General features: G+C 69.1%; 20 protein-coding genes and 1 pseudogene. 7 read left to right on the forward strand and 14 right to left on the reverse strand.

The annotated features are described in order from the left end of the window. Positions 1–142: 142 nt before the first annotated feature. A complete protein-coding gene (locus RIB98_00940; GenBank protein MEQ8839519.1) occupies positions 143–946 on the reverse strand; it encodes an SDR family NAD(P)-dependent oxidoreductase in 804 nt (267 codons plus the stop codon). Positions 947–965: 19 nt separating this feature from the next. Here RIB98_00940 and RIB98_00945 point away from each other — a divergent pair, with 19 nt between their 5' ends. Continuing rightward, a complete protein-coding gene (locus tag RIB98_00945; protein MEQ8839520.1) occupies positions 966–2,462 on the forward strand; it encodes a hypothetical protein in 1,497 nt (498 codons plus the stop codon). Here RIB98_00945 and RIB98_00950 read toward each other — a convergent pair. From RIB98_00950 to RIB98_00960, 3 genes and pseudogenes are all read right to left on the reverse strand, one after another. Further along, a complete protein-coding gene (locus RIB98_00950) occupies positions 2,459–6,625 on the reverse strand; it encodes an EAL domain-containing protein (GenBank protein MEQ8839521.1) in 4,167 nt (1,388 codons plus the stop codon). The two genes, RIB98_00945 and RIB98_00950, sit on opposite strands and share 4 nt — an antisense overlap. 59 nt (positions 6,626–6,684) lie before the next feature. Further along, positions 6,685–7,284, reverse strand: a pseudogene (locus RIB98_00955) (TlpA disulfide reductase family protein). 12 nt (positions 7,285–7,296) lie between these two features. After that, complete coding sequence (locus RIB98_00960; protein MEQ8839522.1) at positions 7,297–7,707, reverse strand: hypothetical protein; 411 nt, start codon at positions 7,705–7,707, stop codon at positions 7,297–7,299. 38 nt (positions 7,708–7,745) lie between these two features. On the opposite strand from RIB98_00960, the gene RIB98_00965 reads away from it, so the two are divergent. Next, a complete protein-coding gene (locus tag RIB98_00965; protein MEQ8839523.1) occupies positions 7,746–8,528 on the forward strand; it encodes an enoyl-CoA hydratase/isomerase family protein in 783 nt (260 codons plus the stop codon). 28 nt (positions 8,529–8,556) lie between these two features. On the opposite strand, the gene RIB98_00970 is transcribed toward RIB98_00965, so the two are convergent. The 6 genes from RIB98_00970 to RIB98_00995 are packed head-to-tail and all read right to left on the reverse strand — an operon-like array spanning position 8,557 to position 14,307. Then, a complete protein-coding gene (locus RIB98_00970) occupies positions 8,557–9,327 on the reverse strand; it encodes a hypothetical protein (GenBank protein ID MEQ8839524.1) in 771 nt (256 codons plus the stop codon). After that, a complete protein-coding gene (locus tag RIB98_00975; protein MEQ8839525.1) occupies positions 9,324–10,313 on the reverse strand; it encodes an ABC transporter ATP-binding protein in 990 nt (329 codons plus the stop codon). The genes RIB98_00970 and RIB98_00975 overlap by 4 nt, the downstream gene beginning before the upstream one ends. Further along, complete coding sequence (locus tag RIB98_00980; protein MEQ8839526.1) at positions 10,313–11,197, reverse strand: ABC transporter permease; 885 nt, start codon at positions 11,195–11,197, stop codon at positions 10,313–10,315. The genes RIB98_00975 and RIB98_00980 overlap by 1 nt, the downstream gene beginning before the upstream one ends. Next, positions 11,194–12,123 (reverse strand): ABC transporter ATP-binding protein, encoded by a 930-nt coding sequence (locus RIB98_00985; protein MEQ8839527.1) that lies wholly within the window; start codon positions 12,121–12,123, stop codon positions 11,194–11,196. Before RIB98_00985 ends, RIB98_00980 begins: the two co-directional genes overlap by 4 nt. Positions 12,124–12,183: 60 nt before the next feature. Further along, complete coding sequence (locus RIB98_00990; protein MEQ8839528.1) at positions 12,184–12,975, reverse strand: phytanoyl-CoA dioxygenase family protein; 792 nt, start codon at positions 12,973–12,975, stop codon at positions 12,184–12,186. A 9-nt stretch (positions 12,976–12,984) separates the two neighbouring features. Then, positions 12,985–14,307: an aminotransferase class I/II-fold pyridoxal phosphate-dependent enzyme gene (locus RIB98_00995; GenBank protein MEQ8839529.1), complete on the reverse strand. Its 1,323-nt coding sequence runs from the start codon at positions 14,305–14,307 to the stop codon at positions 12,985–12,987. Positions 14,308–14,378: 71 nt separating this feature from the next. Between RIB98_00995 and RIB98_01000 the strand changes: the two genes are divergently transcribed. Then, complete coding sequence (locus RIB98_01000; GenBank protein ID MEQ8839530.1) at positions 14,379–15,278, forward strand: LysR family transcriptional regulator; 900 nt, start codon at positions 14,379–14,381, stop codon at positions 15,276–15,278. A gap of 4 nt (positions 15,279–15,282) precedes the next feature. On the opposite strand, the gene RIB98_01005 is transcribed toward RIB98_01000, so the two are convergent. Genes RIB98_01005 through RIB98_01015 form a run of 3 tightly spaced genes read right to left on the reverse strand, consistent with a single transcriptional unit; the run spans position 15,283 to position 19,446 of the window. Beyond that, on the reverse strand, positions 15,283–15,825 hold the full coding sequence (locus RIB98_01005) for a GNAT family N-acetyltransferase (GenBank protein MEQ8839531.1): 543 nt from the start codon (positions 15,823–15,825) through the stop codon (positions 15,283–15,285). A gap of 10 nt (positions 15,826–15,835) precedes the next feature. After that, a complete protein-coding gene (locus RIB98_01010; protein ID MEQ8839532.1) occupies positions 15,836–17,842 on the reverse strand; it encodes a thiamine pyrophosphate-binding protein in 2,007 nt (668 codons plus the stop codon). Then, the gene (locus RIB98_01015) at positions 17,839–19,446 is read right to left on the reverse strand and encodes a glutamate synthase-related protein (protein ID MEQ8839533.1); all 1,608 of its coding nucleotides are present in this window, start codon (positions 19,444–19,446) and stop codon (positions 17,839–17,841) included. The genes RIB98_01010 and RIB98_01015 overlap by 4 nt, the downstream gene beginning before the upstream one ends. A 163-nt stretch (positions 19,447–19,609) precedes the next feature. On the opposite strand from RIB98_01015, the gene lhgO reads away from it, so the two are divergent. After that, complete coding sequence (lhgO, locus tag RIB98_01020; GenBank protein MEQ8839534.1) at positions 19,610–20,827, forward strand: L-2-hydroxyglutarate oxidase; 1,218 nt, start codon at positions 19,610–19,612, stop codon at positions 20,825–20,827. On the opposite strand, the gene RIB98_01025 is transcribed toward lhgO, so the two are convergent. After that, positions 20,824–24,294, reverse strand: coding sequence for an adenylate/guanylate cyclase domain-containing protein (locus tag RIB98_01025; protein ID MEQ8839535.1), 3,471 nt, complete (start codon positions 24,292–24,294; stop codon positions 20,824–20,826). The two genes, lhgO and RIB98_01025, sit on opposite strands and share 4 nt — an antisense overlap. A gap of 93 nt (positions 24,295–24,387) precedes the next feature. Between RIB98_01025 and RIB98_01030 the strand changes: the two genes are divergently transcribed. The 3 genes from RIB98_01030 to RIB98_01040 form a co-directional block, all read left to right on the forward strand. Continuing rightward, complete coding sequence (locus RIB98_01030) at positions 24,388–25,572, forward strand: sensor histidine kinase (protein MEQ8839536.1); 1,185 nt, start codon at positions 24,388–24,390, stop codon at positions 25,570–25,572. Continuing rightward, positions 25,569–26,252, forward strand: coding sequence for a response regulator transcription factor (locus RIB98_01035; GenBank protein MEQ8839537.1), 684 nt, complete (start codon positions 25,569–25,571; stop codon positions 26,250–26,252). The genes RIB98_01030 and RIB98_01035 overlap by 4 nt, the downstream gene beginning before the upstream one ends. A gap of 92 nt (positions 26,253–26,344) precedes the next feature. Continuing rightward, positions 26,345–26,788, forward strand: a 444-nt coding sequence (locus RIB98_01040; protein MEQ8839538.1) for an ATP-binding cassette domain-containing protein, incomplete at its 3' end; no start/stop codon positions are given.

Here is a 26,788-nt window from a genome sequence, read left to right on the forward strand (position 1 = left end):
GTGTTGCGTCCTAGCGTGAATCACGAGCCCTCCGGAGTGACGTAGTGAGTTGTCGAAGACCCACAGCCTCACTCGGAGGGCTCACCTCACCGGGGGACCACCCACCCCAAACCGCCAGGGACAACGTCCCGGGTCATCACATCTAGAGACCGAAGCTGCCGTCGTCGCGCACCTTCCAGGACGCGGCGGCGATGGTGCCGCCGTCGACCGGGATCGATGTTCCGGTCACGAAGCTCGCCATGTCGCCGGCCAGGAACACGATCACCGACGCACATTCTCCCGGGTCGCCCATTCTCCGCAGTGAGGTCGGGAAGAGGCCGGGCATGAGCGCGCTGCTGTCGGCCTGGAGCTCCTCGTCCCCGGGCGTGGGCATCATGTCGGGGGCCACACAGTTCACCCGGATGCCGCGATGGCCGAGCTCCATCGACATCGTCTTCGTGAACTGTTCGACCGCCGCCTTCATGGCCGAGTAGACGGCGAAACCCGGGGCCGCGTGATACGCCTCGACCGAAGTGACGTTGACGATCGAGCCACCGTCGTTCATCAGCGGCACGCCGTAACGAACGCCGTTCGTGACGGTGCCGAAGTTCTCGGCGATGAGCACCGACTCGCCCTTCGGCGAGACGTCCTCGTACTTCGCATGGAACCCGCCACCGGCGTTGTTCACCAGGATGTCGATCGGGCCGAGCTCGGCGTGGACGGCGCCGAGCCAGGCCTCGACACCAGGGCCGTCGCGCACGTCGAGTTCGGTTGCGTGACAGCGGCGGCCGAGCGCCTCCACAGCGGCCTGCACGGCGGGGAGCTTCTCGGGTCGGTTGTCGCAGATCGCCACGTCGGCACCGAATGCGGCCAGGGCGAGGGCGGTCGCCTCGCCGATCCCCTGCGCAGCCCCGGTCACCACGGCGACACGGCCGGACAGGTCCATCAGGGCGGGAGCAACAGTCATGACGCGTACCCTATTCGCCGTGACGATCAGCCCTCGAACCCCAGTGATCATCGGTGTTGCGCAGGTCTCGCACCGCCCCGACAACAGCCCGTCCGACACCGGCACTGCCGACCGCAGTCTCCCCGACGCCGTCGACCTCATGGCCCAGGCGGTGCGCGCCGCGAGCGTCGACACCAGGGCCGCGGACGCCGCCGTGAGAAACGCGATCGACACCATCGCCGTCGTCGGTGGACTCTGGCGTCACCAGAATCCCGGTGCGCTGATCGCCGGCGAACTCTCACTCACGCAGCCGATCCGATCGATCCTCACCACCTTCGGCGGCAACATGCCGATCAAGACGACCCACGAGCTCGCGGCGCAGATCGCGGCCGGCGAGCTCGACGTGGCGGTGGTTGCCGGCGGTGAGTGCAACCTCACCCGCCGGGTCCTCGAGAAACAGGGCCGGAAGCCCCGCCGCCGCGAGGAGCCCACCGGGACCGACGTCGAGCGCCGGGGTGACGTCCTCGACATGGGCGATCGGTTCGCGAACGACCGAGGCGGAGAGATTCCCCGCAACAGCTATGCCGTGCTCGACAGCGCGATCAGGGCGAGCCGCGGCGAGACCCTCGACGAGGCCCGCGACCGGGCCGCCCGCCTGTGGGCGGGTTACGCGGCGGTCGCCGCCGGAAATCCCCACGCCGCCGACCGCCAAGGTCTGGACGAGGGTGCGATCCGAAACCCGTCGGCCGGCAATCGCATGGTGAGCTGGCCGTACACGAAGGCCATGTGTGCGAACAACACGGTCGATCAGGCCGCCGCGATCATCCTCTGCAGCACGGAGAAGGCCGACGAACTCGGGGTCCCTCAGGACCGACGCGTCCATCCCTCGTTGTGCGTGAACGCCGAGGACACACTCACGCTTCTCGACCGCGCCGACGTCGCTGCGACCCCCGGGCTGGTCGGCGCGGCCGCCGCCGTGCTCGACGCACTGGGCACCGCGGATGCCATCGACCATGTCGATCTCTACTCGTGCTTCCCGTCGATCGTCACCCTCACCACCGAGGCTTTCGGTCTCGACCCCTCCCGGCGCCTCACGGTCACCGGTGGTCTCGCCTTCGCGGGCGCGCCGTTGAACTTCGCTGCGGGACAGGGGCTGGTCGGCATGGTCGACACCCTCCGTGCCGATCCGGGTTCGGTCGGACTCGTGCAGGGCAACGGCGGCCATGCCACCAAGCATTCGATCGGCATCTACTCCACCTCCGCGCCCACGACGCCGCACACCATCGTCGACGTCGAGACCCACGACGCACCGCGGCCTCTCGCTGATCCCGACCGGGCGGGCGAGGCCGCGGTGAAGGGCATCACCGTCGAGTACGACCACGACGGTCCGGCCCGCGCGATCGCGATCGTCGAGTTCGACGACACCTCACGCATGTGGGCGATCTCGACCGACCCCGCCGTCATGGAGCTCGCCACGAGAGTGGAAACCGTGGGGCGTCGGGTCAGCGTCGAGGGCGGCGAGATCCGTCTGCTCTAGTCGTCCTGACCCACGCCGGCGGCCAACAGGTCCCGCAGCGTCGCCGCTGGCGCCGGTCGGCCGAAGTAGAAGCCCTGGGCACGGAGGCAGCCGAGTTCCACGAGGATCTCGGCCTGCTGTTCGGTCTCGACACCCTCGGCGACGACATCGAGGCCGAGCGCGTCGGCGAGCGACACGATCGACCGGACGAATGCCCGGTCCGAACGGTCGGATCCGAGGTCACTCACGAACGCCCGGTCGATCTTCAGCGCGTCGACGGGAAAGCGCTTGAGATAGGCCAGCGAGCTGAACCCGGTGCCGAAGTCGTCGACGGCGAGCTGCACGCCGAGCTCCTTGAGGCGGTGCAGGATCTCCTCGGACCGGGTGACGTCGGCCATGACGGCAGACTCGGTGATCTCGAGACAGAGCCGCGATGGCGCGAGCCCGGTGCTGTCGAGCACGGAGCGCACGAGGGCGACCGTGTCCTCCCGCTGGAGTTGGGCCGCGGCGAGGTTGACGCGAACGACCGGCCCCGCCCCACCACCGGGCCATCCGGCTGCCTCCGCACACGCTTCGGCGAGGACGAGGTCACCGATTTCGACGACGAGTCCGGTCTCCTCCGCAATCTCGATGAACGCGCCCGCCGCGAGAAGACCGCGGGTCGGATGCTGCCATCGGACGAGCGCCTCCGCACCGAGCACTCGGCCGTTCACCAGCGACACCTCGGGCTGGTAGTGGACGACGAGCTCATCGTCCTGCAACGCACCCCGCAGGCCGGATTCGGTCTCCATCCGGAGCAGTACGCGGTCGCGGAGCTCCTCGCCGAACAGCTGGGAGCGCGCTCGACCGTCCGCCTTCGCCCGGTACATCGCGGTGTCGGCGCGGCGAAGGAGATCGTCGACCGCCACTCGGTCGTCGGCGATCGCGATTCCGATACTGGCGGTGGGATAGATCTTCTGATGCCCGATCACCACCGGTTCGCCGATGAGGCGCAGCAGCCGCTCGGCCACGAACTCGGCATCGGAAACGTCGACCGGCCCGGGCAACACCACCGCGAACTCGTCACCGCCGAGTCTCGCCACGAGGTCGCCCGGACGGACGGCGAGGCGTAGTCGGTCGGCAACCGCGACCAGCAGTTCGTCGCCCCGCTCGTGCCCCAGCGAGTCGTTGATGTTCTTGAACCGGTCGATGTCGAGCAGGAGCACCGCGACCGAACCGGTGTCCTCGGCCATCCGGCGGATCTCGTCGAGCAGACGCCGACGATTGGCGAGACCCGTGAGTTCGTCATGGGACGCCTGGAACCGCAGCAGATGCTCGGCCCGACGTCGTTCCGTGACATCCTCCACGTGGATCAGCCAGAAGTTCTCGCCGTCCTCGCCCTCGACGACGGTGGCGCGAACCTGCCCCCACACGCCGCTGCCACCGGGACCGCGGAAGGCGGCCTCGCCGACGAGCTTGCCGTCGGCGTCGGTCTTCCACTCGACCGACTCGTAGTCGTCGAAGACGTGGTGAGGGGACGTGCCGACCAGTTCGGCCACCGACCCGGCCCCGACGAAGTCGGCGAAGGCCTGATTGCAGGTGATCATGTCCATGCGTTCATCCCGGAGCACGACACCGATGGGAGCATCATCGAAGGCGGCATGGGCGTACCGCTGTGCCGCGAAACGAGTTTCGACCTCCTGCACCATGCGACTCAACGATTCCAGGAGCTGGACCGTTTCCTCCGGCCACTCGTACGAGTCGTACATCAGCCCCAACAGCAGGCGTTCGGGTTTCATCTCGCCGCGTGGAATCGCAAGCCGTGACCTTCCCCGCGCATCAGGGTCGAGGACCAACTGGTCGCTCCTCCCCGCGAGGCGCACCGCGTCGAGGAACGGGGCCTCGTCCCATGGGACCGTCTCGGCGACCCTGCTCTCGTAACTCGAATCCCTGCACCAGAGCGCCGAGCGGACGAACCGGTCGTTGCGGTGGTCGATCCGCCAGTCGACGAGGATGCCCAGCCCACAGAACTCACCGACCTGCGCCATCAACCCGGCCATGACGCGCCGGAGGGAGTCAGGAGTGGCCTCGGCGAGTTCGACCGCGCAGGCACTCAGCAGGCGCTGGGCGGACAGTCGGCGGGCCGCCACCCGCTCTTCGACCAGCCGGGCTCGGAACTGCCCGAGCATCACGGCCAGTGAACGGCATGCATCCGTCTCGAGTTCGGTGAAGTCGCGGGTTCCGACTGCCACCAGCATCGATTCGAACCGGCCGGCGACGGTGATCGGCAGACTCGAGATCACCACCCCCATGCCCCACTGATCATCGATGAACCGGGCCGAGCCGGGCGTGCGCTGAGCCTCCTCCGGACCGGACAGATCCTCGCGGGTGAGTTCGCGCTCGAACGGCATGCGATGGCCGACAGAAGGATGCTGGCGACCGGGCGGTGCCCAGACCGACTCGAGTATGGCGCCGTCAGGCTCGACACGGCGTAGCGCCATTCCTGCGAGATCGAGTTCGAGCCCCAACGCCATCATCGCTCGCTCGACCTCGACCTCGGCGTCGTCGAGCGAAGCGCCGAGGAACCGTTCCGCGATGTCGGCGAGGACCGAGTCGACACGCAGGAGGTTGGTCACCTCGTCCTCCGCACGAAGGCGCACCTGCAGCTGTCCGATCAGGTCGGCGGTGGCATCGGCCAGCTCGCACGCCGCGTCGAGATCACCGTGACCCGCGGGCGACCAGAGAAGGGTCAGAGCGGTGGGGGGCAGCCCGGCACCACGAATCGGCGCGACGACCGCCGTCCAGTCACCGTCGGCTCGGCCGCCGAGGTCGGCCCCGAGCCCCTGGTGCAACTCGAGAACCTGCGCTCGCGCCTCGGACCCGGAGAGCGCCTCGAGAAACGGCATGGAACTCCGGTCGAGAGTTGCGCCGGGCCGGACGGTCGGCAACGACGATGCCGACCAACTGTCGACGATCGAGATGGCACCGCCGTCGCCGTCGAGCATCGAGATGAGGGCGATGTCGGCGTCGAGATGGCCTGCCATGCGTTCGAGCGACCCGTGGATCGCCTCGGGCGCGTTCATCACACTGGCCTCGAGAAAGAGCTTCCCGATCGAGACGAGCGCCCGTTGGGCGTCGAGGAGGCCCAACGAATCGCTCTCGGCCGCAACCCGGCCTCGGGTCTGGGCCACCAGGAAGGCGAGCGTGGAGAGGGCATCCAGTTCGGCGGAGTCCCAGACACCGCCGCCGAACCGCGAGGCGGCGAGCATGGAGGTCCCGTGCGCGAGCCCCGCGGGCAGAAGCGCAACGGTGCGTGGGGGGTTGCGCAGATCCAGTATCTCCGTGACCTCGGAACCCATCGTCGCGTCGACGAGGTCGGCGACTTCGTACACCCGAGGCTCGGAGGAGTATTCGCGAAGCGTCATTCCCTCTGCTCCCGGGATGACAGCGATGTCGGGCAGCGAGAGCGTACGCAACTCGGGAGGCAACGGAGTCGTCGCCACCATGGCAGGGATCGTGATCGTGGTGTCGTCGACGACGTCGATCAGCAACACCGACTCGAGATCCATGACCGTGCGGATCCGGATCAATGCCTCGTGGACCTCGGCGTCGACGTCCTCGGGTGTCACGGTTTGGAACCGAGCCGCGAGCCCGACGGTGAGCTCGTCCAGCGCCAGCCGGCGGTGGAGCCGGCCCTCGACCCGGATCCGGCTGTGGAACTGGCGCAGCAACATGACGAAGCCGCGGATCAGCTCGAGGTCGGCGTCGCTCCACTCCTCGGTGGTCGAGGCGACGACCAGCACGAGGTTCGACTTCTCGTTGGTGTCGATGAGCGCGACGACCGTGTTGGTGTCCTCCCAGCCACGCCGCTCACAGACTTCCTTGCTGATCAGCGCGTGCAGGCGCACAACGGCCAAGCCCCCGCCCGCGATGACGTCCTCACCCACCGAGGAATCGGGATGAGCAACGAAGCCGTCGCCGAGGTCGACCGACTCATCCATCGCCCAGCGATAGAGCGCGGGTCCCGTGGATGTCGCCGCGTCGATCTCCCAGACACCCATCGCCACCGACCCGACGACCCCGGCGATCCGTTGCATCGCGGACTCGACCACGGTCGCGGCCGTGGCCGCCGTGGCGTTGATGAAGGACGCACTGAGTTCCCACAGGGCGTCCTGTGCGACCCCAGGTCGGTGCGAGTGAGACATCCGTCCTCAATCGGCAGGCCCAGCGGAGACCTGAGGACCGCAATGTCTCGGGAGCGGGCTCAGGAGCGCGGCACCCCGTGGTACGGGCTGCCGGCGGCCCGCCACTCGCCGAACAGGTCGAAGAACGCCTCGCCGAACGGGTCGACATCCTGCAGCGGCATCGCTGCTCGACGCACGGTGAAGTCCATGGGGGCCAGCTCTGCAGCCGTCGCGAACCACCGGCTCGCTCCTTCGGCATCACCTCGACGGCGAAGGTGCGCCGCCAGCCGGAACGCCAGTCGGGCCTCGATCTCGTCGCCGTTCAGATCTTCGACATCGTGGCCGGCGTCGTCGGGCAGCACGCCGTTGCGCACCCAGTCACGGACCTGGTCCATGTGTGCATCGGGCAGGATGCCGGTGAAGTCGACGAACATGTCGGTGCCGACCTCCGCGGAGTTCGGGCGCGCGATCGAACCGTCGGCGTCGATCCACACCACCGTGGGCACGTTGCTGATCGCGTAGAGCTCGGCGAGAAGATGGTCGCGATCGAGCAGCACCGGATACGTGATGCCCTCGACGAACTCGCGGACGTCGTCCGCGGATTCGTCGAGCGCGACGGCGATGACGGTGAAGCCGCCGTCCTGGAGTTCATCGTGAAGTGTCTGCCACCCGGGCAGCTCGTAGCGACAACCTCACCAGCTGGCGAAGGCGACGAGCAGCCGCTTGCGATCCTTGAACTCCTCGAGTGTGTGCAGGTTGCCGTCGAGGTCGGGAAGACTGAAGTCGGGTGCGACCCTGCCCTTGAGCGCGGCACGGCGATCGGCGGCCGGCGCACTGACCGCCACGAGCTCACGATCGGCGTCGACCAGGGTCGACAGACCGAGCAGCCCGGCGACCGCAGTGAGATCGAAGCCGTCCCCGACGCGCAGCGCGTCCCGATCGCGAACGGGAACGCAGACGTCGTCGCGACAGAGGCCTTCGGGCTTGAGCTGCCATCCCAGCGCAGCCGAGATTCCCGCCTGGTCGGTCACGACCCGCCCGTCGACGATCTCGGCATCGACGTCGTTCACCTCGTCGATCGTGAGCACCTGCAGTCGTGGCATGTCCGCCCCCTTCGGGAACGAAGATAGCGTGCCGGGCCATGACTGACTTTGTGAAGCTGGAACGGGACACCGCCCCCGGGGTCGCGACCATCCGGTTCGATCGCCCGAAGGTCAACGCGGTCAACGACGAGATGCTCGTCGCGATCGCCGACATCTGCGGCACGCTGGCCAACGACACCGACGTCCGCGCGGTCGTACTCACCGGCGGCGAGCGCAACTTCGCGGCGGGCGCCGACATCACCGCATTCCCGGACTTCAGTCGGGACGAGGCCCTCGCGTTCTCCCGAAACTTCAACCGAGCCGCCCTGGCACTCGAGAACCTGCCGCAGATCACGATCTCGGCGATCAACGGTTACGCGTTGGGCGGCGGCCTCGAGATGGCGCTCGCCACCGATTTTCGCATTGCCGCGTCCGACGCTCGCCTCGGCATGCCCGAGATCCTGCTCGGCATCATCCCGGGCGGTGGCGGGACGCAGCGACTCAGCCGCCTCGCCGGCATCACGCTCGCCAAGGACCTCGTCTACTCCGGTCGTCACATGCCGGCCGACGAGGCCCTCGCCGCGCGGATCATCTCGTCGATCCATACGCCGGACGAGGTCCAGTCCGCGGCGATCGAACTCGCCGGTCGCTACGCCGCCGGACCAGCGTCGCTTCGCATCGCGAAGCGCGTGCTGCTCGACGGTCTGCACCTTCCGCTGGGCGAGGCGGTCGAGCTCGAGGCACAGGGCTTCGCCGACACGTTCGCGACCGAGGACAAGGTCGCCGGCGTCGCGAGCTTCCTGGAGCACGGACCCGGCAAGGCCACGTTCACCGGCCGCTGAGCACCCGCCCGACGGCCGTCGTGAGCCGTCAGGCCACTTCGAGTGAATCGAGCCGAATCGCGGCCAGCACCAGTGCGACGAGGGCAACCAGCAACGGCACCACGATGCCGACCGTCTGGGAGAGATCGCCCAGCGCGATGTCGACACCGGTGCGGTCGGTGAGAATCGAGCTCAGATAGCCGCGAATGGCGACCTTCGCCGCAGCACTCCCGAAACTGGCCACCAGACCCTCCCAGATCAGGATGTAGCCCAGACCCCACACGATGGGGTTCTTCACGACCAGACCGAGCAGCACGAAGAGCGCGCTGTAGGCGACGATGCCGACGACGGTGGCGACCGCGGTCGCCACGACGAGTTCGCTGCCGGCATCCAGTACGAGTGCGGTGAGCGCCATCGGGACGAGGGTCAGCGGAAGGCTCACGGTCATCGCCGACAACCACGCACCGCCGACGACGCCGGCGCGGGGCATCGGCCGGAGCCAGAGATACACCAGTGTCCCGTCCTCTCGGGTGTCGCCCAGCGATGCACCGGCGAAGACGAGCGCGACGATCGGCACCAGCAACGTGAACCCGACGAGTGACACCACGAAGACGCCGTCCTCGAGCCGCCGGAGGGTGAGCTGATCCGGCGTGAGCGGGGGGAACTCGTCGATGGGGGCCTGGCCGACGAGCAGGCCGAGGAGTACGACCACCGCGCCGATGAGCACCAGCGCGATCACCCGACCACGGGTGAGGAGCTGTCGAAGGAGGACGCGATAGACGATGCGAACCGTGCTGACGCCGCTGACCGTCGTGCTCATCGTCGCTCCACCAGGTATCGAAAGACGCTCTCGAGATCGTCGTCGAGCGGACGGACGCCACGGAGGCGGACATCGAGTTCTCTCGCCACGGGGGCGATCCGGCGACCGAAGGTGTCGACATCGGTGGTGTCGAGCTCGAGGCCCAGCGCGTCGACACGGGCCCCGTCGACGATCGCCCGGTCGAGCAGCGCCGCCGCGAGTCGACGGGGATCGTCGGCCTCGACCCGGATGCGGTGGGGCCGATCGTCCATGAGCTCGCGCAGGGCGTGGTAGTCGCCGGACGCGGCGAGCCGGCCCTGCGCGATCACGAGGATCCGGGAGCCGAGGCGGGCCACCTCGTCGAGCACGTGGCTCGAGACGAGCAGGCACTTGCCCGCGTCCGCCAATTCGTTGAACAACGCGATCATCCGTCGTCGCTGCACGGGATCGAGTCCGGTGAGCGGCTCGTCGAGGATGAGCACCGCGGGGTCGTTCACGAGGGCGGCGGCCAGCTTCACGCGCTGGCGCATGCCCTTGCTGTAGGCCCCGACACTCTTCGAGTCGGTCGCATCCAGCTGCACGATGTCGAGACAGCGCATGGCCGCGGCCCGGGGATCGTCGACGCCGTGCATCATCGCCGCGATCTCGACGAACTCGAGCGCATCGAGTCGGTCGAACAGTCCGTCCTGCTGCGGCGCCAGGCCGATCTGACCACGCACGCCGACGTCGCGGCGGGCATCGCGACCGAGCACTCGCACCGTGCCCCGGGTGGGAGCGGCCAGGCCGCACAGCATCCGAAACAGGGTGGACTTGCCGGCCCCGTTGGGGCCGAGGAGGGCGGTGATACCGGGTCCGACGGTGAACGACACGTCGGACACCGCGACCACATCGCCGAAGGCCTTGGTGACGTTGGCGACCGACACCATCGGGGGCGGCGGCGGTGTGCCCGTGGCGACGAACGGGGTGGCCGGCACGGGCGGCGGCGGGGGTAGCGACGATTCGGGCATCAGGCGCCGGCCTTGCGGTAGCGGGCCCACAGCAGGGCGATGGACCCACCGGCCCAGGCGGCGTTGGCCGCGTAGATCCGTTCGGCCCGGATCGCCGGGTATTCGCCGGCGTCACCGAAGATGCGGGCGATCAGCTCCATCGGCATGTTCACCGGGTCGAGCATGCGCCACTGCACCGACCGGTCCGCCGAGTCGACGAGGATCTGGACGACGATCAGGGTGCCGAGCATGGTCAGGACCACGGCGAGACTGGCGAAGGCACGGCGATCGGTGAGGCTCGCGGCGGCCATGCTGATCAGCGCATAGATGATCGACGCCAGAGTGCCCGACACGACCACGCGCACGAGGACGAGCAACCAGTCGCCGACACCCTCGGGGCCGAGCGAGGCGAAGGTCATCCCCAACAGGTAGACGAGCGTGGGCACGAGCACGATGAGCGCCATCAGCCCGGAGACCGACAACACCTTCGCGCCGAGGTAGGTCCGGCGGGTGAGCGGGGTCGACAGGTAGAGCGAGAGCATGCCGTCGCGACGGTCTCGCACGAGCGCCTCGGGCGCCACGAACCCGGTGAAGAGCACCATGGCGGCGATCGATTGGCGGGCGAGCTCGGAGTACGCAGGGATGATGCCGACCAGGAAGTCGTTGATGAACTCGTCACCTCCGAGGAGCACCGCCGCTCCCACGAAGACGACGGCCGGCAGCATCGCCACGATGATCACCAGCGTGGGCGCGACCTTGTGGCGGGCCTTGCGGCCCAGCCCGAGCACGCTGCGAGTGGTGTGCCAGGCGGTCGAGCGGACCGCGCCCCACACCCCGAGACGAGTGCCCTCGAAGCGGCGATAGCCGCGGTCGTGGATGGTTGCCATGCCATCGTCGGCGGTCATGTGGCGGCCGCCTCGAACAGGTCCTCGAGTCGGCGACGGCGCTGCTCGATGCGGCGGACGCGGGCCGAGGAATCGGCGATGGCGTCGCGCACCGCGTCGGCGATCTCGTCGACGGAACCGCCGATCACGTCCATGCGGTTGGACGGCGGTTCGTGGCTGACCCGCAGGCCCACGGCGGTGAGCCGAGCAACCACCGCGGCGATCGAGTCGGGGACGTCGGGAATGTCGGTCAGTTCGACCGTGACCCCTTCGACATCGCCGACGAGTTCGGCCAACGATCCCTCGGCGACGAGACGCCCGGCGTCGAGCGCCACCACGTTGTCGCAGATGCGCTCGACCTCTTCGAGAAGGTGCGATGACAGCATGACGTCGATCTGGTACTCGGTCGAGATCTGACGGATCAGGCTGAGCATCTCGTCGCGCTGGACCGGGTCGAGACCGTCGGTCGGTTCGTCGAGCAGGACGAGGCTGGGGTCGGCGGCGATCGCCTGGGCGAGCTTCACCCGTTGGCGCTGACCGGTCGACATGGTGCCCAGTGCCCGAAACCGCTCCTCGCCCAGACCGACCAGCCAGAGCGCGTCGCTCGCCCGGGTGCGGGCCTCGCTGCGGGGCATGCCGCGCACCTCGGCGAGATGCTTCACGAAGTCGGACGCCGGCATGTCGTCGGGGAAGACGTTGCGCTCCGGGCCGTAGCCCACTCGGGCCCGGAGTTCGGCGCCCTGGCGCAACGGATCGAGACCGAGCACCGACACCGAGCCGGTCGTGGGCGTGCGCAGACCGAGCACGATCGACATGAACGTGGTCTTGCCCGCACCGTTGGCGCCGACGAGGCCGGTCACGCCGGGCGGCATGTCGAGGGTGAGTCCGTCGAGGGCGCGATGGGTGCCGAAGACCATGGACACGTCGCTCGCCGAGATCACCGTCACGCCGACATCATGGCGTACCGAGGGCGAGCACGGGGAACACTGGCTCCTGGGGGGTCACCTTCAGCCCACTCGCAGCGGCGTCGCGTCGCGGTGGTGGAGGTGGTCGGGGCGACGCGATGTGCGCTGCCGGTTGTGGGTCGGATTGACGATCAAAGAGAAGATGCGTCGCGGCCACGGGGACATGTTCGGCGGCGAGCCGTGGATCAGCGTGTCGCCGAAGATCAACATCGTGCCGGCGGGTCCCTTCGGGCTCGCCAGCCCGGCGCGATCGGCCAGCGGGCCGATCACCTCGGGGCCGACCGTCCACAGGGGGAAGCTCGTGGTCTCGGTGTCCAGCGAGGTCGGGGCCGGCCCGTCGAGGTGTGACCCGGGGACGAACACGAGCGGCCCGTTGAACTCGGTGACGTCGTCGAGGAAGACGTGGATGTTCAGCGCCAACGGCTCCGGGACGCCGTCCTCGTGATGGTGCGTCGCGAAGTCGTAGTGCCACTGCCACTGTTCGCCGGTGAACGCCTGCTTCGCGTTGACCTTGACCTGCTGCGCGTAGATGTCCTGCTCGCCGAGGATCTGGCGTGCGGGGACGAGTAGTCGGGGGTCGGCGACGAGTTCGGCGAACAGTCGGTGACGCAGGTGCAGACCCATGGCGGTCCGAACCACGCCGCTCGACTTCTCCCGGATGTTCTGTGGACAGTCCTCGTCGACGAGCAGCGCGAACACCTCGTTGATGCGGGCGACCTCGGCCGCGTCGAAGCGCCCGGGCACGGCCACGAACCCGTCACGGGCGAAGGACGCCAACTGCCCGGAATCGAGCGCATGGAGGTCGGTGGCGGACGGCCCGGTGCTGCGTGCCATGAGAGCTCCTCAGGTGCTGACGAAGTGGACCGTGTCGAACCGTTGCCGCATCTCGCCGGTGCGCTCGGCGACGGCGTCCGGGTCTCGGAGTCCGGCCGCGATGAGGCCGGCGAGTTCGGGCATGTCGGTCGTCGTCATCCCGAACCTCGTGATCTCGGGGGTCCCGAAGCGCAGACCGGCGGACTCGTCGCCGGGGAGGCCGATCGCGCTGGTAAGGAGGTTGGCGCGTCGAAGACGGAGCGCCGCCTCGGTACCGCCGCCCCATCGGCTCGAGTCGACGACGAGTTGGTGTGACCGGGTGTGTCCCTGCGCCGTCGTGTGGACCGGCACGTCGAGATCCTCCAACGCCGACGCGAGTGCCACGGCGTTGTCGACCATCGCCCGGGCGTAGTCGGCGCCGACGTCGAGCCAGTCGAGCAGCGTGATCGCCAGCGCCGTGGTGACGCCGACGTCGAAGTTGGCCGTGAGCCCGGGATAGGCGATCGCATCGAGCCGCTCGGCGAGGTCGGACCGGTTGGTGACCACGATGCCGCCGGCCGGCCCGCCGAGGCTCTTGTAGGTGCTCATCGTCATCAGGTCGGCGCCCTGATCGAGCGGATTCGGCCACACACCACCGGCGATCAGGCCACACGCATGCGCCGCGTCGAAGAGCACGCGTGCGCCCACCCGATCGGCGATCTCCCGGATCTCGGCGACCGGGTGCGGCAGCAGGTTCAGACTCGTCCCCGTCGTGATCAGCTTCGGCCGGACGCGTTCGGCGAGCCCGGCCAGCGCGTCGAGGTCGACGCTGAAGGTGGCGGCGTCGACGGGGCACTCGTGGATGTCGAGTCGGTAGAGGCCTGCGGCTCCCGCGCGCCGGTGGGTGACGTGCCCGCCGATCTCGGCGGGCGGGACGATGACGGCGTCCCCCGGCTCGCAGGTCGCCATGAACGCGTACAGGTTGGCCAGCGCCCCCGAACCGACCCGCAACTCCGCATGGTCGGCGTGGAACACGCTGCGGGCGAGTTCGGAGGCGATGACCTCGATCTCCTCGATGGCTTCGAGTCCCATCTCGTACTTGTCGCCGGGGTGGCCGAGCGAGGCACGCGTCGTCAGCCCGGCCGAAAGGACGGCCTCGGCACGCGGATTCATCACGTTGGACGCCGGATTCAGGTTGATGCACTCCCGGTCGTGGATTCGACGGTTGCGCTCGACCAACTCGTCGATCCGCCGCCCGATCGTCCCGAGGTCGGCGGACCGGAGGGCTGCGTGGATCTGCGCTTCCCTCGCGGTCGCCCGTTCGTTCATCCAGGGGCGATCTGCGGGTGGAGGAGTGGAGAAGAGGTCGGACACATCGGCGATCCTCGCAGTCCGTGTCCGTCGTGAAAAGCGATGATTGCTGACGGTCGACATAAGCTGCCCTTATGGCACCGACCACCCTCGAGCGGCTGGCGATCCTCGACGCCGTGGCGTCGGCCGGCACGATCGCCGGAGCGGCCCGCTCGCTCGGCTACACGCCCTCGGCCGTGTCACAGCAGCTCGCGACCCTCGAACAGGAAGCCCGTACGGCCCTCGTCGAACGCTCCAACCGGGGTGTCAGCCTGACGGCGGCCGGCCAGCTCCTGGCGCAGCGCGGCGGTGAGATCCTCGACGGCGTGCGCAGTGCGTTCGACGACATCGACACCGCGGCGAACCGCGCCCGCACGCCGCTCGTGGTGGCCGCCTTCCCGACTGCGATCGTCGAGATTCTCCTCCCACTGCGGGCGCGCCTGGCGGCCACCATCGACCTGTCGATCGTCGATGCCGAGTCGGAGCATGCGCTGCACGCAGTGTCCACGCGGTCGGCGGACGGTGCGCTCATCGACGGGTATGCGCATCAACTCCGTCCTGCGCTCGGCAACCTCGACCGCACCGCGGTGCGGACGGAGTCGATCCGCATGGTCACCCGACCCGACCGGCTGCACGACACCTTCGCCGCCTATGCCGACGCCGAGTGGGTGATCGCCGGCCCGGCGAGCCCGATCGGGCACGCGTTGCGTCAGTTGTGCCACGACACGGGGTTCGTGCCGAGGGTCATCGCGGAGACCGACGACCACCGCATCACGTTCGACGTGATCCGAGCGTGCGGCGCAGTGTCACTGTTGCCCGAACTGGCGCTCGCGGACCTGCCCGACGACCTGGTCGTGGTCGACCGCGTCGCCGTGCCGATCGAACGTCGAATCGAATTCGTGACGCGCCGGTCGCTGAGCGCACACCGGGCGATCGTGACACTCGTGGAGGCGTTGGAAGAGGATCAGCCGTCGTCGCCGGCCGTGGTCGGCTGATCGGTCAAGCTCGTACGTCGAACAGACGCTTCTCCAGGAGCGTGACACGCTTGGTGCCGCCCTCGGTGTCCTGCTCCCCCACCGAACGGAACCGGCGCGCCTCGTGGAACGCCAGCGAGATGTCGTTGCGAGGCACGATGTTCACCTCGGCGAGCATCACGGGCGCCGCGTCGTCGCGTCCCCGGCGAGCGAACTCCTCGTAGAGGCGGGTGCCCACGCCGGCGCCCCGGCCCGATGCGGCGACCACGACCCGGTCGACGTAGACGAACGACCCGTAGCGCTCGCTGAACCAGGCGTAGTTCAGCGAGTCGTAGTCGGCGCCGGGCCCGAGCCCGATCAGGAAGCCGGCGATCGCCTCGACGCGCGTTCGGTCGGGCGCCTCGATCACGAGGAAGCTGTGCGCGATCTCGACGAACCGTTCGAGATCGGCGCGCGTGAGCGAGTTGACGGCGGGTACCGCCGCATTGTTGTGGGCCAGGATCTCGTCGAGATCGGCGTCGGCGACCGGCCGGATGCCGGTGTTCATGTGGGCGGGATTCTCGCTCACGACATCTCCCTCAGACCAGGAGTGCGTCGGTGAGGACCTCGACGAGGGCGGGGCCGTCGTGCGCAAGGGCGGCGGCGATGGCGGGTTCCAGTTCGTCGATCGTCGTGACCCGGAATCCCTTCGCCCCGCAGAGATCGGCGAACTCGGCGAACGACGGGTTGTGCAGCGAGGTCTGCCACACGTCGAGGTCGGCGGCCCGCTGCTCCTTGCTGATCTTGCCCAGTTCGCTGTTGTTCATGAGCACGTGGGTGAGGTTCATCCCGTACTTCACCGCAGTGGTCAGCTCCATCGCGTACTGGCCGAAGCCGCCGTCACCGGAGATGGACACCACCGGACGACCGGCGAACTCGGCACAGCTCTGGGTGGCCGCCCAGCTGCCCATCGCTGCGGGCAAGGAGAACCCGATCGACCCGAGGTAGCCCGACATCAGCACCGACTGTTCGGCCACCTCGAAGTAGCGACCGAACGAGTAGGTGTTGTTGCCGACGTCGACCGGCAGGATCGCGTTGGGCGGGACGAGTCTCGACAGCACGTCGAACAGCACGGCGGCATTGATGCCGTGTCCCTGGTCGTCGGTCCGGCGGCTCGCCTTCTCCTCGCGCCAGATCTCCCATCGCCCGGCGGCTTCCCCCGCCATCGCAGCCCTCCGGTCGCCATGGTCGTCGAGCCCGTCGGCCAACGCGACGGCCGCCACGCCGACATGGGCCTGGACCGGCACGGTCACCGGGTGGAAGCGACCGAGGGCCATCGGTTCGAAGTCGACCTGCACGATCGGCTTGTAGTCCGCGATGCCGGTGTGGTTGGAGAACGACACACCGAAGGTGAGGAGCAGGTCCGCCTCGTTCATGAACCAGCTGGCGATCGGGGTGCCGCTGCGACCGAGTACGCCGCAGGCCAGCGGGTGGCCGTCGGAGATCAGACCCTTCGCCTTGAACGTCGTGGCCACCGGGGCACCGAGTCGTTCGGCCAGGGCCAGGATCTCGGCCATTCCCTCGCGGGCACCATTGCCCACCACGATCACGGGTCGGCTCGCGCCCGCGATCGCAGCGATCGCTTCGGCGAGGGCGTCGGCCGGCGGCGCGATGCGCCGGTCACCGGTGCGACCGTCGGGCGATCCCACCGTTGCGCGGTCGGACGCCGCCAGCTCCTGCACCTCGTCAGGGAGGACGAGGTGCGCGACATCGCGCTCGACGATCGCGGTCTTGCAGGCGAGCGACATGAGTTCGCCATGGTCGGAACCGGCCTGCACGGTCTGGGAGAACCGCGCGACGTCGGCGAACGCGGCGGCGAGGTCGGTGTCCTGGAACGCACCGCGCCCACGGACCTTCGACGGGACCTGCCCCGACAGGGCCAGCACCGGCGCCCGGTCGGTCTTCGCGTCATAGAGGCCCGTGAGCAGGTTGGTCGACCCGGGACCGGCGATCGCGAAACACGCCGCCGGCCGGCCCGTGAGCTTCCCGTAGGCCGTCGCCGCGAACGACGCCGCACCCTCGTGACGAATCCCGATGTAGGACAGATCGCCACGTTCCTCGGCGACCCTCATGGCATCGGCGAACCCGAGGTTGGAGTGCCCGACCATCCCGAAGACGTGGGTGACCCCCCAGGCGATCATCGTGTCGACCAGGACGTCGCTCACGCTGCGCGGGCGCGGGTGCTGCACCGGCAGCGCCACGTAGACACCGTCGTCGCGCACCTCGGTGCGGTAGGCATCGGGGCCATCGGAGAACGAACCCGGTGGCACCCCGTTCTTGGGCGAGAAGTCGTACCCGTGCCAGGGGCATCGCAGCCAACCGCCCTCGATCGATCCTTCGCCCAGCGGGCCGCCCTGGTGTGGACAGGCATTGGCGAGGCACCCGTAGCCGTCGTCGGTGTGGGTGACGCACAGGCTCTCGTGGCCGATCGTGACGGTGGTGACGCGGCCCTGGGGTACCTCGTCGAGTTCGACCAGGCGTTGCCAGGAGAACTCACCCCCGGGCAGGGCCGGGTCGGTGGTGGACGGGGTTTCCTCGGTGCTCATCGCACGCCCCCGAAGTCGATACCGGTCAGTGCCGCCATGTCGCGGTCGAACGTGGTCAGGTCGGTCACACTGAACTCTCGAAGGTGCGAGTGTCCGCACGCCCGGGCGAGCACGCCCATCAGCTCGACCGACGCCTCGAAGAAGCGCTGCAGCCGGTGCGCGGCTTCGTCGACCGGGAGTCGGGCTCGCAGCTCCGGCTTCTGGGTGGCGATGCCGACCGGACAGTTGTCGGTCGCGCAGGCCCGCATGCCGATGCACCCGATCGCCTGCATCGCCGCGTTGGAGACCGCCACCGCATCGGCGCCGAGCGCCAGCGCCTTGGCGAAGTCGGTGGGCGTGCGGAGCCCTCCGGTGATGACGAGCGTGACGTCGCGGCGCCCCTGGCCGTCGAGGTGGCGTCGGGCCCGGGCGAGGGCGGGGATGGTCGGCACGGAGATGTGGTCCCGGAACACGACCGGCGCCGCCCCCGTGCCGCCGCCGCGACCATCGAGGATGACGTAGTCGACCCCGATGCGCAGGGCGGCGTCGATGTCGTCCTCGATGTGCTGGGCCGACAGCTTCGCCCCGATCGGCACGCCGCCCGAGACCTCTCGCACCTGGTCGGCCAGCCGGCGGAAGTCGTCCTCGGTCGTGAGATCGACGAACGTCGCCGGGGAGATCGCGTTCTCACCGGGCTCGAGCTCGCGAACCTCGGCGATCTTGCCGTTGACCTTGATACCGGGAAGGTGACCGCCCGTCCCGGTCTTCGCGCCCTGCCCGAACTTGAAGTGGAACGCCTGCACATCCGCGGTCTTCTCGATCGCCCAGCCGAACTTCCCGCTCGCCAACTCGTAGAAGTAGCGAGAGTTCTCCGCATGTTCCTCCGGAAGCATGCCCCCCTCACCCGAGCAGATACCCGTGCCGGCCAGCTCCGCGCCGCGGCTCAGGGCGACCTTGGCCTCCTCGCTGAGCGCCCCGAAGCTCATGTCGCTGACGAACAGCGGGATCTCGAGACGGAGCGGCGAGTCGGCGTTCGGGCCGATGACGACCTCGGTGCCGACGGACACATCGTCGAGTTGGGGACGACGAGCGAGCTGGGCGGTGACGAACTGGATGTCGTCCCACTCGGGCAGGCGGTCCCGCTCGACGCCCATCGAGGCGACGGGCCCGTGGTGACCGAGCACGTCGAGGCCCTCGTCGGCCAGTTGACGGATCAGTCCCACGTGGGGCTCTGCCGGATCGCCATGGGGGTCCTGGAACTCCCCCTGGTAGGCGTCTCGGTCGAAGGGTTGCGGATGCTCCCGGGCCCATGTGGCGATCTCATCCGCGTCGACCATGAGCGCGTCACCTTCGAGCCACGACGAGAACTTGTTCAGCCGTTCGCGGTTGTCGTAGCTCGACACACCGGTGTGGAACACGTAGTCCCATCCGTGCAGCCCGCAGATCAGATCGTCGCCATCGACCCGGCCGTCGGCCATGTGCGCGCCACGGTGGAGGCACCGTCCGTAGAGCACCGAGTGGTTGTCGTCGAAGCGCACGATGACGAGATCGACGCCATCGACCAGCACCCCCACCGGTTCACGATCGGCGACCTCGCTCCATGTGGCGATCTCCAGTGCCTGCATTCTGCTCCCTGTTCTCGACGGCCTGCCCTAGCCTGGCCCATCCCGGACGCAGACGTGCACAGACTGCTGCTCATGGACGCTGGTGGTCGAGCCGACGAGAGAACGAGATGGCCGAGATGTTGCGAGTAGAGACACTGCCAGTAGAGACACTGCCGGGAGCAACATGACCGCAGAGAAGGTCGAGACGACGATCGACGTCGCGATCGTGGGCGCCGGGATCCTCGGGCTCACCACCGCACGCGCCCTGCTGCGGCGCGACCCCGGTCGTCGCATCGTCGTGCTGGAGAAGGAAGCGACGCCGGCCGTTCACCAGACCGGCCGCAACTCCGGCGTGATCCACTCGGGCATCTACTACAAGCCCGACTCCGGCAAGGCCGCGATGGTCGCGGCCGGCCGTCACGACCTGATCGCGTTCCTCGACGAACACGCCATCACCTACGACATGTGCGGCAAGGTCGTCGTGGCGGTGTCCGACGACGAACGAGCACGGCTCGATGCCCTGGAGATCCGCGCCGCCGAGAACAACGTCGCCACCGAACGGCTCGACCGCGTCGGCCTGCGCGAACGCGAGCCCCACATCGAAGGAGTGGCCGCCCTGCGCGTCCCGAGCGCGGGCATCGTCGACTACGGCGAGGTGTGCGCCGCGCTGGTGGATGAGCTCACGGCCGCCGGTGTGGAGATCCGCCTCGGCACTCGGGTCGAGGGCACCACGGTGCGCCACGACGGCATCGTCGTCGCCACCGAACACGGCACGCTGAAGGCCGGCACGCTGATCAACTGTGGTGGGCTGCACTGCGACCGGGTGGCCGAGGCGGCCGGCGCCGACACCGACGGTGTGCGGGTGATGCCGTTCCGGGGTGAGTACTACGAGCTCGCACCCAAGGCCCGCCACCTCGTCAACGATCTCGTCTACCCACTGCCCGACCCGGACTTCCCGTTCCTGGGCGTGCACCTCACCCGCATGATCGACGGCAGCATCCACGCCGGACCCAACGCGGTGCCGGCGCTGAAGCGTGAGGGCTACCGCTGGCGGGACATCTCGGCTCGTGACACGGCCGAGATCGCCTTCTCCCGACGCACCTGGATCCTGGCTCGCAAGTACTGGCGCAAGGAGGTGGGCGAGATCCACCGGTCGCTGAGCCGGAAGGCCTTTCTCACCGCGCTCCAGCGCCTCTGCCCCGAACTGACCGACGCCGACCTCGAGCCGTCGGCTTCGGGCGTGCGGGCCCAGGCCATCGCCCGCGACGGGACACTGCTCGACGACTTCTCGTTTGCCGAAGGCCCCCGCGCCGTGCACGTGCTGAACGCCCCGTCACCCGCGGCGACCGCGTCGTTCGCGATCGCGGAATCGGTGGCCGACCGCCACGATCGACTGCGTTAGCCCCCGACGAGGTCGAGGTCGCCGCAGGCCGCCATGAAGGCGGTGCGCCAGCCCATGGTGTCGAGGCCGAGGGCCGAGGCGGCCTTGATGGCGCGTACTTCGGCCGTCGCCGCGTCGTCGGTGCCGAGGGCCTTGAGGCACTGCGCCTCGGCCAGCGCGACGATCGTCGGATGGATTCGGTCGCCGCCCAGCGGCACCGCCTCGTACGCGCGGTCGAGCGCGACCCGGGCACCGTCCTCGTCGCCTCGACGCGCGGCGTCGCAGGCCGATGCACAGCGAACGATGACGCGATCGGCATAGGTGGAACGACTGGATTCCTCCACGATCCCGACATAGGTGTCGGCGTCCTTGCCGACGGCCGACGCCACGAGGGCGAGGGCCGCCCATCCCCAGGTCGATCCCTGGTGCGTGTCACTCGGCATCACCTCGAAGAGCCGCGCGGCCTTGTCGACGTTGCCGAGCTGGAGCTGGATGAGCGCAGTGGCGACGGCCAGGTCGGACTCGGCCGCGTGGTCGGGATCGAAGTCGACGATCTCGTGGAAGGTCCGACGACCCAGCCCGATGTCACCGACGGTCGCCGCTGCGGCGGCCAGCGCGATCTCGAGGATGCGCAGGCCGGGCTGCTGCACCTCGCCGGCGAGCTCGTCGGCGATACGCCGCATGCCCTCGGCGATGCGGCCGGAACGCACCAGCGCCCGACCCTCGATGGCCACCGCCTGCGCAGGCCCGACCGGATCGGAACCGACGGGGAACACCGCGCGGGCCTTCTGTGCTCGCCGCACGGCATCATCGACCCTCCCGGTCCAGAGGGCTGCGGTCGCCAACGCGACGTGCATCATCCCCTGGGCCCAGCGGTCGCCTCGATCCCTCGCCTCGACCAGCGTGCGTTGGGCCAGTTCTTCGGCCTCGGCGAAGCGGCCGGCGTGAATCCGGACATACGCCAGCAGACCACGCGACCACGCCATACCGGAGAGGTCGCCGATGGCCTCGAAGGCCTCGGAGGACTGGCCGAGCCGGCGCTCGGCTTCGTCCATCCGGCCCGACATGAAGGCGATCCACGCGAGGTTCTGGCGGGCCCACGCCATGCCGCCGACGTCGTCGGCCGCGGCGTAGGCCTCGTAGGCCAGGTTGATCGAGGCCTCGGCCTGCTGGTGCTCGCCCTTGAACAACCGCACCATGCCGACCCGGCGGAGCCCGTCGGCCTCGAGGATCGGGTCGTTCAGTTCACGGGCCACCAGCAGGGCGTCCTCGGCCAGCCCCAGCGCGGCGCTGTGTTCACCCGACCATTGGGCGAGCTCGCTGCGCAGCAGTGTCGAGCGCACCCCCAGGAGCGGGTTCTCGCCCCTGGCGAGCAGGGCCGATGCGGCCTCGACATCGCGTCGGGCGAGGCGGGTGTCGAGTCGGCTCATCGCCGTGGTCGCGCGATCGAGGTGGACCTCGGCCCGCAAGGGATGGTCCTCGCCCATCAGTTCGAGCGCGTCGCCGAAGAGTTGCTCGGCCCGTTCCATGGCCGCGGCCCCCGAGGTCGCGTTCGCGGCCGCGAGGGTCCAGGAGATGGCCTTGTCGAGGATGTCGTCGGGCATTCCCTCGATCCCGCCGAGCTCCGCCGCGTGGGAAGCCGCTCGCCGATAGTGATACGCGATCATCTCGCTGCTGCCCGTGTGGCGGTTCGCCTCGATCCACGACGCGATACCGGCATGGCGCCACGCCCGGTCGGTCTTGGTGAGCCGTCCGTAGACGACATCACGCACCAGATTCGACCGGAACGACCACGCCGGTCCGTCGAACTCGAGCAGGTCGAGCCGCTCGAGCACCCGCATCGGCTCCCCGACCGGTGCGCCGTCGCGCTGGTACTCGGCCATCCGTTCGAGGGCGACGGTCTCGCCGCGAAGACCCAGGACCGCCGCATCCTCGATCACGTGTCGCACCACATCGTCGAGCGCATCCAGGCGGGCGCTGATCACGCTGCGGACGTTGGCCGGGAGCGAGGCGACGTCGCCGTCCGCCGACGACTCGACCATCCTCGCCATCTCCTCGAGGAAGAGCGGGTTGCCGCCCGACCGCTCGACGAGTTGGCGACGGGTCTCGGCCGTCGAATCGGGGAGCAGCGCTCGCGCCATCTGGTCACCGGCGCCCGCATCGAGAGGTTCGAGCGAGAGCGTCACCGAGTTGAACCGGCCCGGACGCGGTGACCAGCGGTCGAACATCTCGGCCCGACCCGACACGAGCACGACCACCTGGCGACGACTCAATCGGTCGAGGAGATCGTCGAGCAACCGGAGCACTGCGTCGTCGGCCCAGTCGAGATCGCTCAGCCAGAGGAACACCGGCGACCGCAGTGTCAGGGCGTGGATCAGCGCGCGAGCGGACCGGGTGCCCTCACTGGTGGCCCGGTCGGCATCGAGGCGGGAGAGGCTGGTGTCATAGCCGAGAAGGTGACGCAGGCCCTCCGCCGTGCGAGCGATGTTCGTCTCGTCGGCACCGGGACCGAGGGCATCGGCGACCCCGGCGGCAACGAGCGCGGGCACCTCGTCGTCGGGGGTGTCGGTGTCGATCCCGACCACCTCGCGCAAGGCCTCGGCGATCGGCCACCACACGTTGGCCTCACCGTAGGGAAGGCAACGGCCGTGCAGGACGAGGGCGTCGTGGTCGGCCGACGCGAGGATCGCGACCTCGGCCCCCAACCGCGACTTGCCCACGCCACTCTCGCCGGCCAGGGCGATGAGCTGCGCCCGGCTGCGATGAAAGGCAGCCTCGACCGCCTTGCGCAACATCGCCAGTTCGGGGTCACGACCGATGAGCGGCATGTCGGGCACCGAGCGCCGCTCACCCGGGCGACCGACCGGCTCGATCGCCCGATACGCCGTGACCGGTTCCTCGCGGCCGCGGGCGTGGAGCTGACCGAGCGACCGGTAGCGGATCGTCTCACGAGTGGCGTCGAAGGTCGGTGAACCGACCAGCACGGTGCCCGGCTCGGCGGCCGTCTGGAGCCGCGATGCGGTGTTCACCACATCGCCCATCGCCGTGTAGTCGTCACCGGCCGCAATGGCGCCGACGAGCACCTCACCGGTGTTGACGCCGATGCGCACGCGAATGCCGACACCGCCGTCGGCATCGAACCGGTGCACCGTCTCCTGCATGCGCAGCGAGGCACGAACGGCTCGCTCGGCGTCGTCCTCGTGGGCGATCGGCGCGCCGAACAGCGCGACGATGGCGTCGCCGATCACCTTGTCGACTCGCCCGCCGAAGGCGGTGATGTCGTCGGCCAGCAGCGCGAAGCACCGATCGACCAGGTTCTTCACCTGTTCCGGGTCACGGGTTTCGGACAGGCCGGTGAAGCCGACGATGTCGGCGAAGAGCACCGTGACGAGTCGCCGTTCGTCGTGACGACGGGACATCTCGTGACCGCAGTTGCTGCAGAAACGCGCGTCCGCCAGCACCTCGACACCACAATTCGGACACGCCATTCGCACAGCGTACGCGGGATCATCCTCGCGGATGACCCCTGGTCGCCGCGATGGATGACGATTCTGTTGACCAGGACTCCCTACGGTGGGGGGATGCGGGCGCACCTCGACCTCGTGACCTGGGTCCGCGACCACCCGCGGATCGCCGATTGGCTCCTGGTCGCGGTCCTCTGGGCGATCGCGGTTCCGGTCACGATCCATGCCGACGTCGATCCGGGCCAGCGGGCGGTCGGGGGTCTGGGCTGGGCGCTGATCGTGGCCATGCACCTGCCCGTCGCCTGGCGCCGCACCGCCCCGGTGCCCGCGGTCTGGGCCGGACTCGCCGCCACCGGCGTGTTCTGGGTCCTCGACTTCCCCGACGACGCGACCGGTCCGAACCTCCTGATCCTCGTCTACAGCCTCGCCGCCCACGCCGGCCGTCCGCGGTCGCTCCGCCATTTCTGGGGCGTGTTCGCAATTCTCAACGGGATCCTCGTCGCGGGCGTGATCTCGGACCAGGACAGCCTCCCGTGGGCGTCCGTCCCGGCCAACGTGGTCGTCTTCGGCACCGTGTGGATCCTCGGCGACAACATCCGGACCCGACGCGAGTACCTGGCCGAACTCGAGGAGAAGGCGGCGCGCACGCAGGAGCAACACGAGGCGGAGGCCCAACGCGCCGTTGCGCAGGAGCGCACCCGCATCGCTCGCGAGCTCCACGACGTGGTGGCCCACTCGGTGAGTGTCATGGTCGTCCAGGCGGGCGCGGCCCGCCGGGTACTGGACTCGAATCCGGCCCAGGCCTCCGAGGCGCTCGCCACGATCGAGGCGACAGGGCGCGAATCGCTGACCGAGATGCGCCGTGTCCTCGGCGTGCTCCGCGACGACGACCACCTCGCCCAACGCTCCCCGGCTCCCGGGCTCGCCGAGATCCCCCGGCTGGTCCAGAAGTGCCACGACGCGGGGTTGTCGGTCGACGTCGAGATCACCGGATCAGTTCGCCGCCTGGCCACCGGCCTCGAGATGAATGCGTATCGGGTCGTCCAGGAGTCACTCACCAACTGCCTCAAACACGCCGGTCCGGCCTCGGCGGTCGTGGAGATCGCCTATGCCGACGACCGACTGACCGTGGTCGTCACCGACGACGGTCGCGGCGCGGCCGCCGAGACCAGCGGCAGCGGCCAGGGCCTCGTCGGCATGCGCGAGAGGGTCGAGGCCTACGGTGGGGAGCTCCGCGCCGGACCGCGGTCGGGCGGCGGTTTCGCAGTGCACGCGACGTTTCACACCGAAGGCTCCGTATGAGCGATCCCCATTCGACGGCACGACTCCGGGTCGCGGTGGTCGACGACCAGGCCCTCATGCGCACCGGATTCAGGATGATTCTCGAGTCGGCCGACATGGAGGTGGTCGCGGAAGCCGAGGACGGTCTCGGCGCGGTCGACGTGGTCGCCGAGACCGTGCCGGACGTGGTCCTCATGGACATCCGGATGCCCGGGCTCGACGGCCTCGAGGCGACACGCCGCATCACGGCCTCGGGGTCCGCGTCCCGGGTACTCATCCTCACCACGTTCGACCTCGACGAGTACGTCTACGACGCATTGCGGGCCGGCGCCGCCGGCTTCCTGCTGAAGGACGCGCCACCCGAGAAGCTGATCGACGCCGTGCAGGTCGTCGCCGGCGGCGAGGCCCTGCTCGCCCCGTCGGTGACCCGACGGCTGGTCGAGGAGTTCGCGGCGCGAACCGCCGGGGCGGTGCCGGTCGCGGGTCTCGACACCCTCACCGATCGAGAAACCGAGGTGCTGCAGGCAATGGCCCGGGGCCTCTCGAACGCCGAGATCGCCGAGGCCCTGTTCGTCGGGGAGACCACCGTCAAGACCCATGTCGGCCGGGTACTGATGAAGCTCGGCGTCCGCGACCGGGTGCAGGCCGTGGTCGCCGCCTACGAGTCGGGTCTCGTCCGCCCCGGTCAGGGTTCACCCTGAGCCGACCCTGAGGTCGCGTCATTCGCACGGATGACACCAGATCAGCCCTGGGCCCGATGACGGGGGGCGGGGTGATTTCCTACCGTCGGGACATGACTGTTCTCGATCCCCCGATCATTCCTCCCACCCCCCGGTCCGGCACCGGCCGGACCCACGGCGTCGCCGCTCGCGCCGTCGGCGTGCACAAGTCCTACGGCAGCGGCGACACGATCGTGCGAGCGCTCGACGATGTCGACGTCGACTTCGCAACCGGCCGGTTCGCCGCGATCATGGGTCCGTCCGGCTCCGGCAAGTCCACGTTGATGCACTGTCTGGCCGGGCTCGACACCGTCACCAGCGGGAAGATCTTCGTCGGCGACACCGACCTCTCGACGCTCGGGGAACGTGATCTGACGCTGCTGCGACGCGACAACGTCGGCTTCATCTTCCAGGCCTTCAACCTGGTGCCCACGCTGTCGGCGCTCGAGAACATCACGCTGCCGATGGACCTGGCCGGCGTGAAGCCCGACCAGGAGTGGCTCGATCAGGTCATCGAG

Source organism: Acidimicrobiales bacterium (assembly GCA_040219515.1).
Taxonomy (GTDB): Bacteria; Actinomycetota; Acidimicrobiia; order Acidimicrobiales; family Aldehydirespiratoraceae; genus JAJRXC01.

Excerpts from the sequence above, each read along its gene's own strand:
- RIB98_00940 (MEQ8839519.1), bottom strand. The coding sequence starts at position 946 with ATGACTGTTGCTCCCGCCCTGATGGACCTGTCCGGCCGTGTCGCCGTG.
- RIB98_00950 (MEQ8839521.1), bottom strand. The coding sequence starts at position 6,625 with ATGTCTCACTCGCACCGACCTGGGGTCGCACAGGACGCCCTGTGGGAA.
- RIB98_00960 (MEQ8839522.1), bottom strand. The coding sequence starts at position 7,707 with ATGCCACGACTGCAGGTGCTCACGATCGACGAGGTGAACGACGTCGAT.
- RIB98_00965 (MEQ8839523.1), top strand. The coding sequence starts at position 7,746 with ATGACTGACTTTGTGAAGCTGGAACGGGACACCGCCCCCGGGGTCGCG.
- RIB98_00970 (MEQ8839524.1), bottom strand. The coding sequence starts at position 9,327 with ATGAGCACGACGGTCAGCGGCGTCAGCACGGTTCGCATCGTCTATCGC.
- RIB98_00975 (MEQ8839525.1), bottom strand. The coding sequence starts at position 10,313 with ATGCCCGAATCGTCGCTACCCCCGCCGCCGCCCGTGCCGGCCACCCCG.
- RIB98_00980 (MEQ8839526.1), bottom strand. The coding sequence starts at position 11,197 with ATGACCGCCGACGATGGCATGGCAACCATCCACGACCGCGGCTATCGC.
- RIB98_00990 (MEQ8839528.1), bottom strand. The coding sequence starts at position 12,975 with ATGGCACGCAGCACCGGGCCGTCCGCCACCGACCTCCATGCGCTCGAT.
- RIB98_01000 (MEQ8839530.1), top strand. The coding sequence starts at position 14,379 with ATGGCACCGACCACCCTCGAGCGGCTGGCGATCCTCGACGCCGTGGCG.
- RIB98_01010 (MEQ8839532.1), bottom strand. The coding sequence starts at position 17,842 with ATGAGCACCGAGGAAACCCCGTCCACCACCGACCCGGCCCTGCCCGGG.
- RIB98_01015 (MEQ8839533.1), bottom strand. The coding sequence starts at position 19,446 with ATGCAGGCACTGGAGATCGCCACATGGAGCGAGGTCGCCGATCGTGAA.
- lhgO (MEQ8839534.1), top strand. The coding sequence starts at position 19,610 with ATGACCGCAGAGAAGGTCGAGACGACGATCGACGTCGCGATCGTGGGC.
- RIB98_01025 (MEQ8839535.1), bottom strand. The coding sequence starts at position 24,294 with ATGGCGTGTCCGAATTGTGGTGTCGAGGTGCTGGCGGACGCGCGTTTC.
- RIB98_01030 (MEQ8839536.1), top strand. The coding sequence starts at position 24,388 with ATGCGGGCGCACCTCGACCTCGTGACCTGGGTCCGCGACCACCCGCGG.
- RIB98_01035 (MEQ8839537.1), top strand. The coding sequence starts at position 25,569 with ATGAGCGATCCCCATTCGACGGCACGACTCCGGGTCGCGGTGGTCGAC.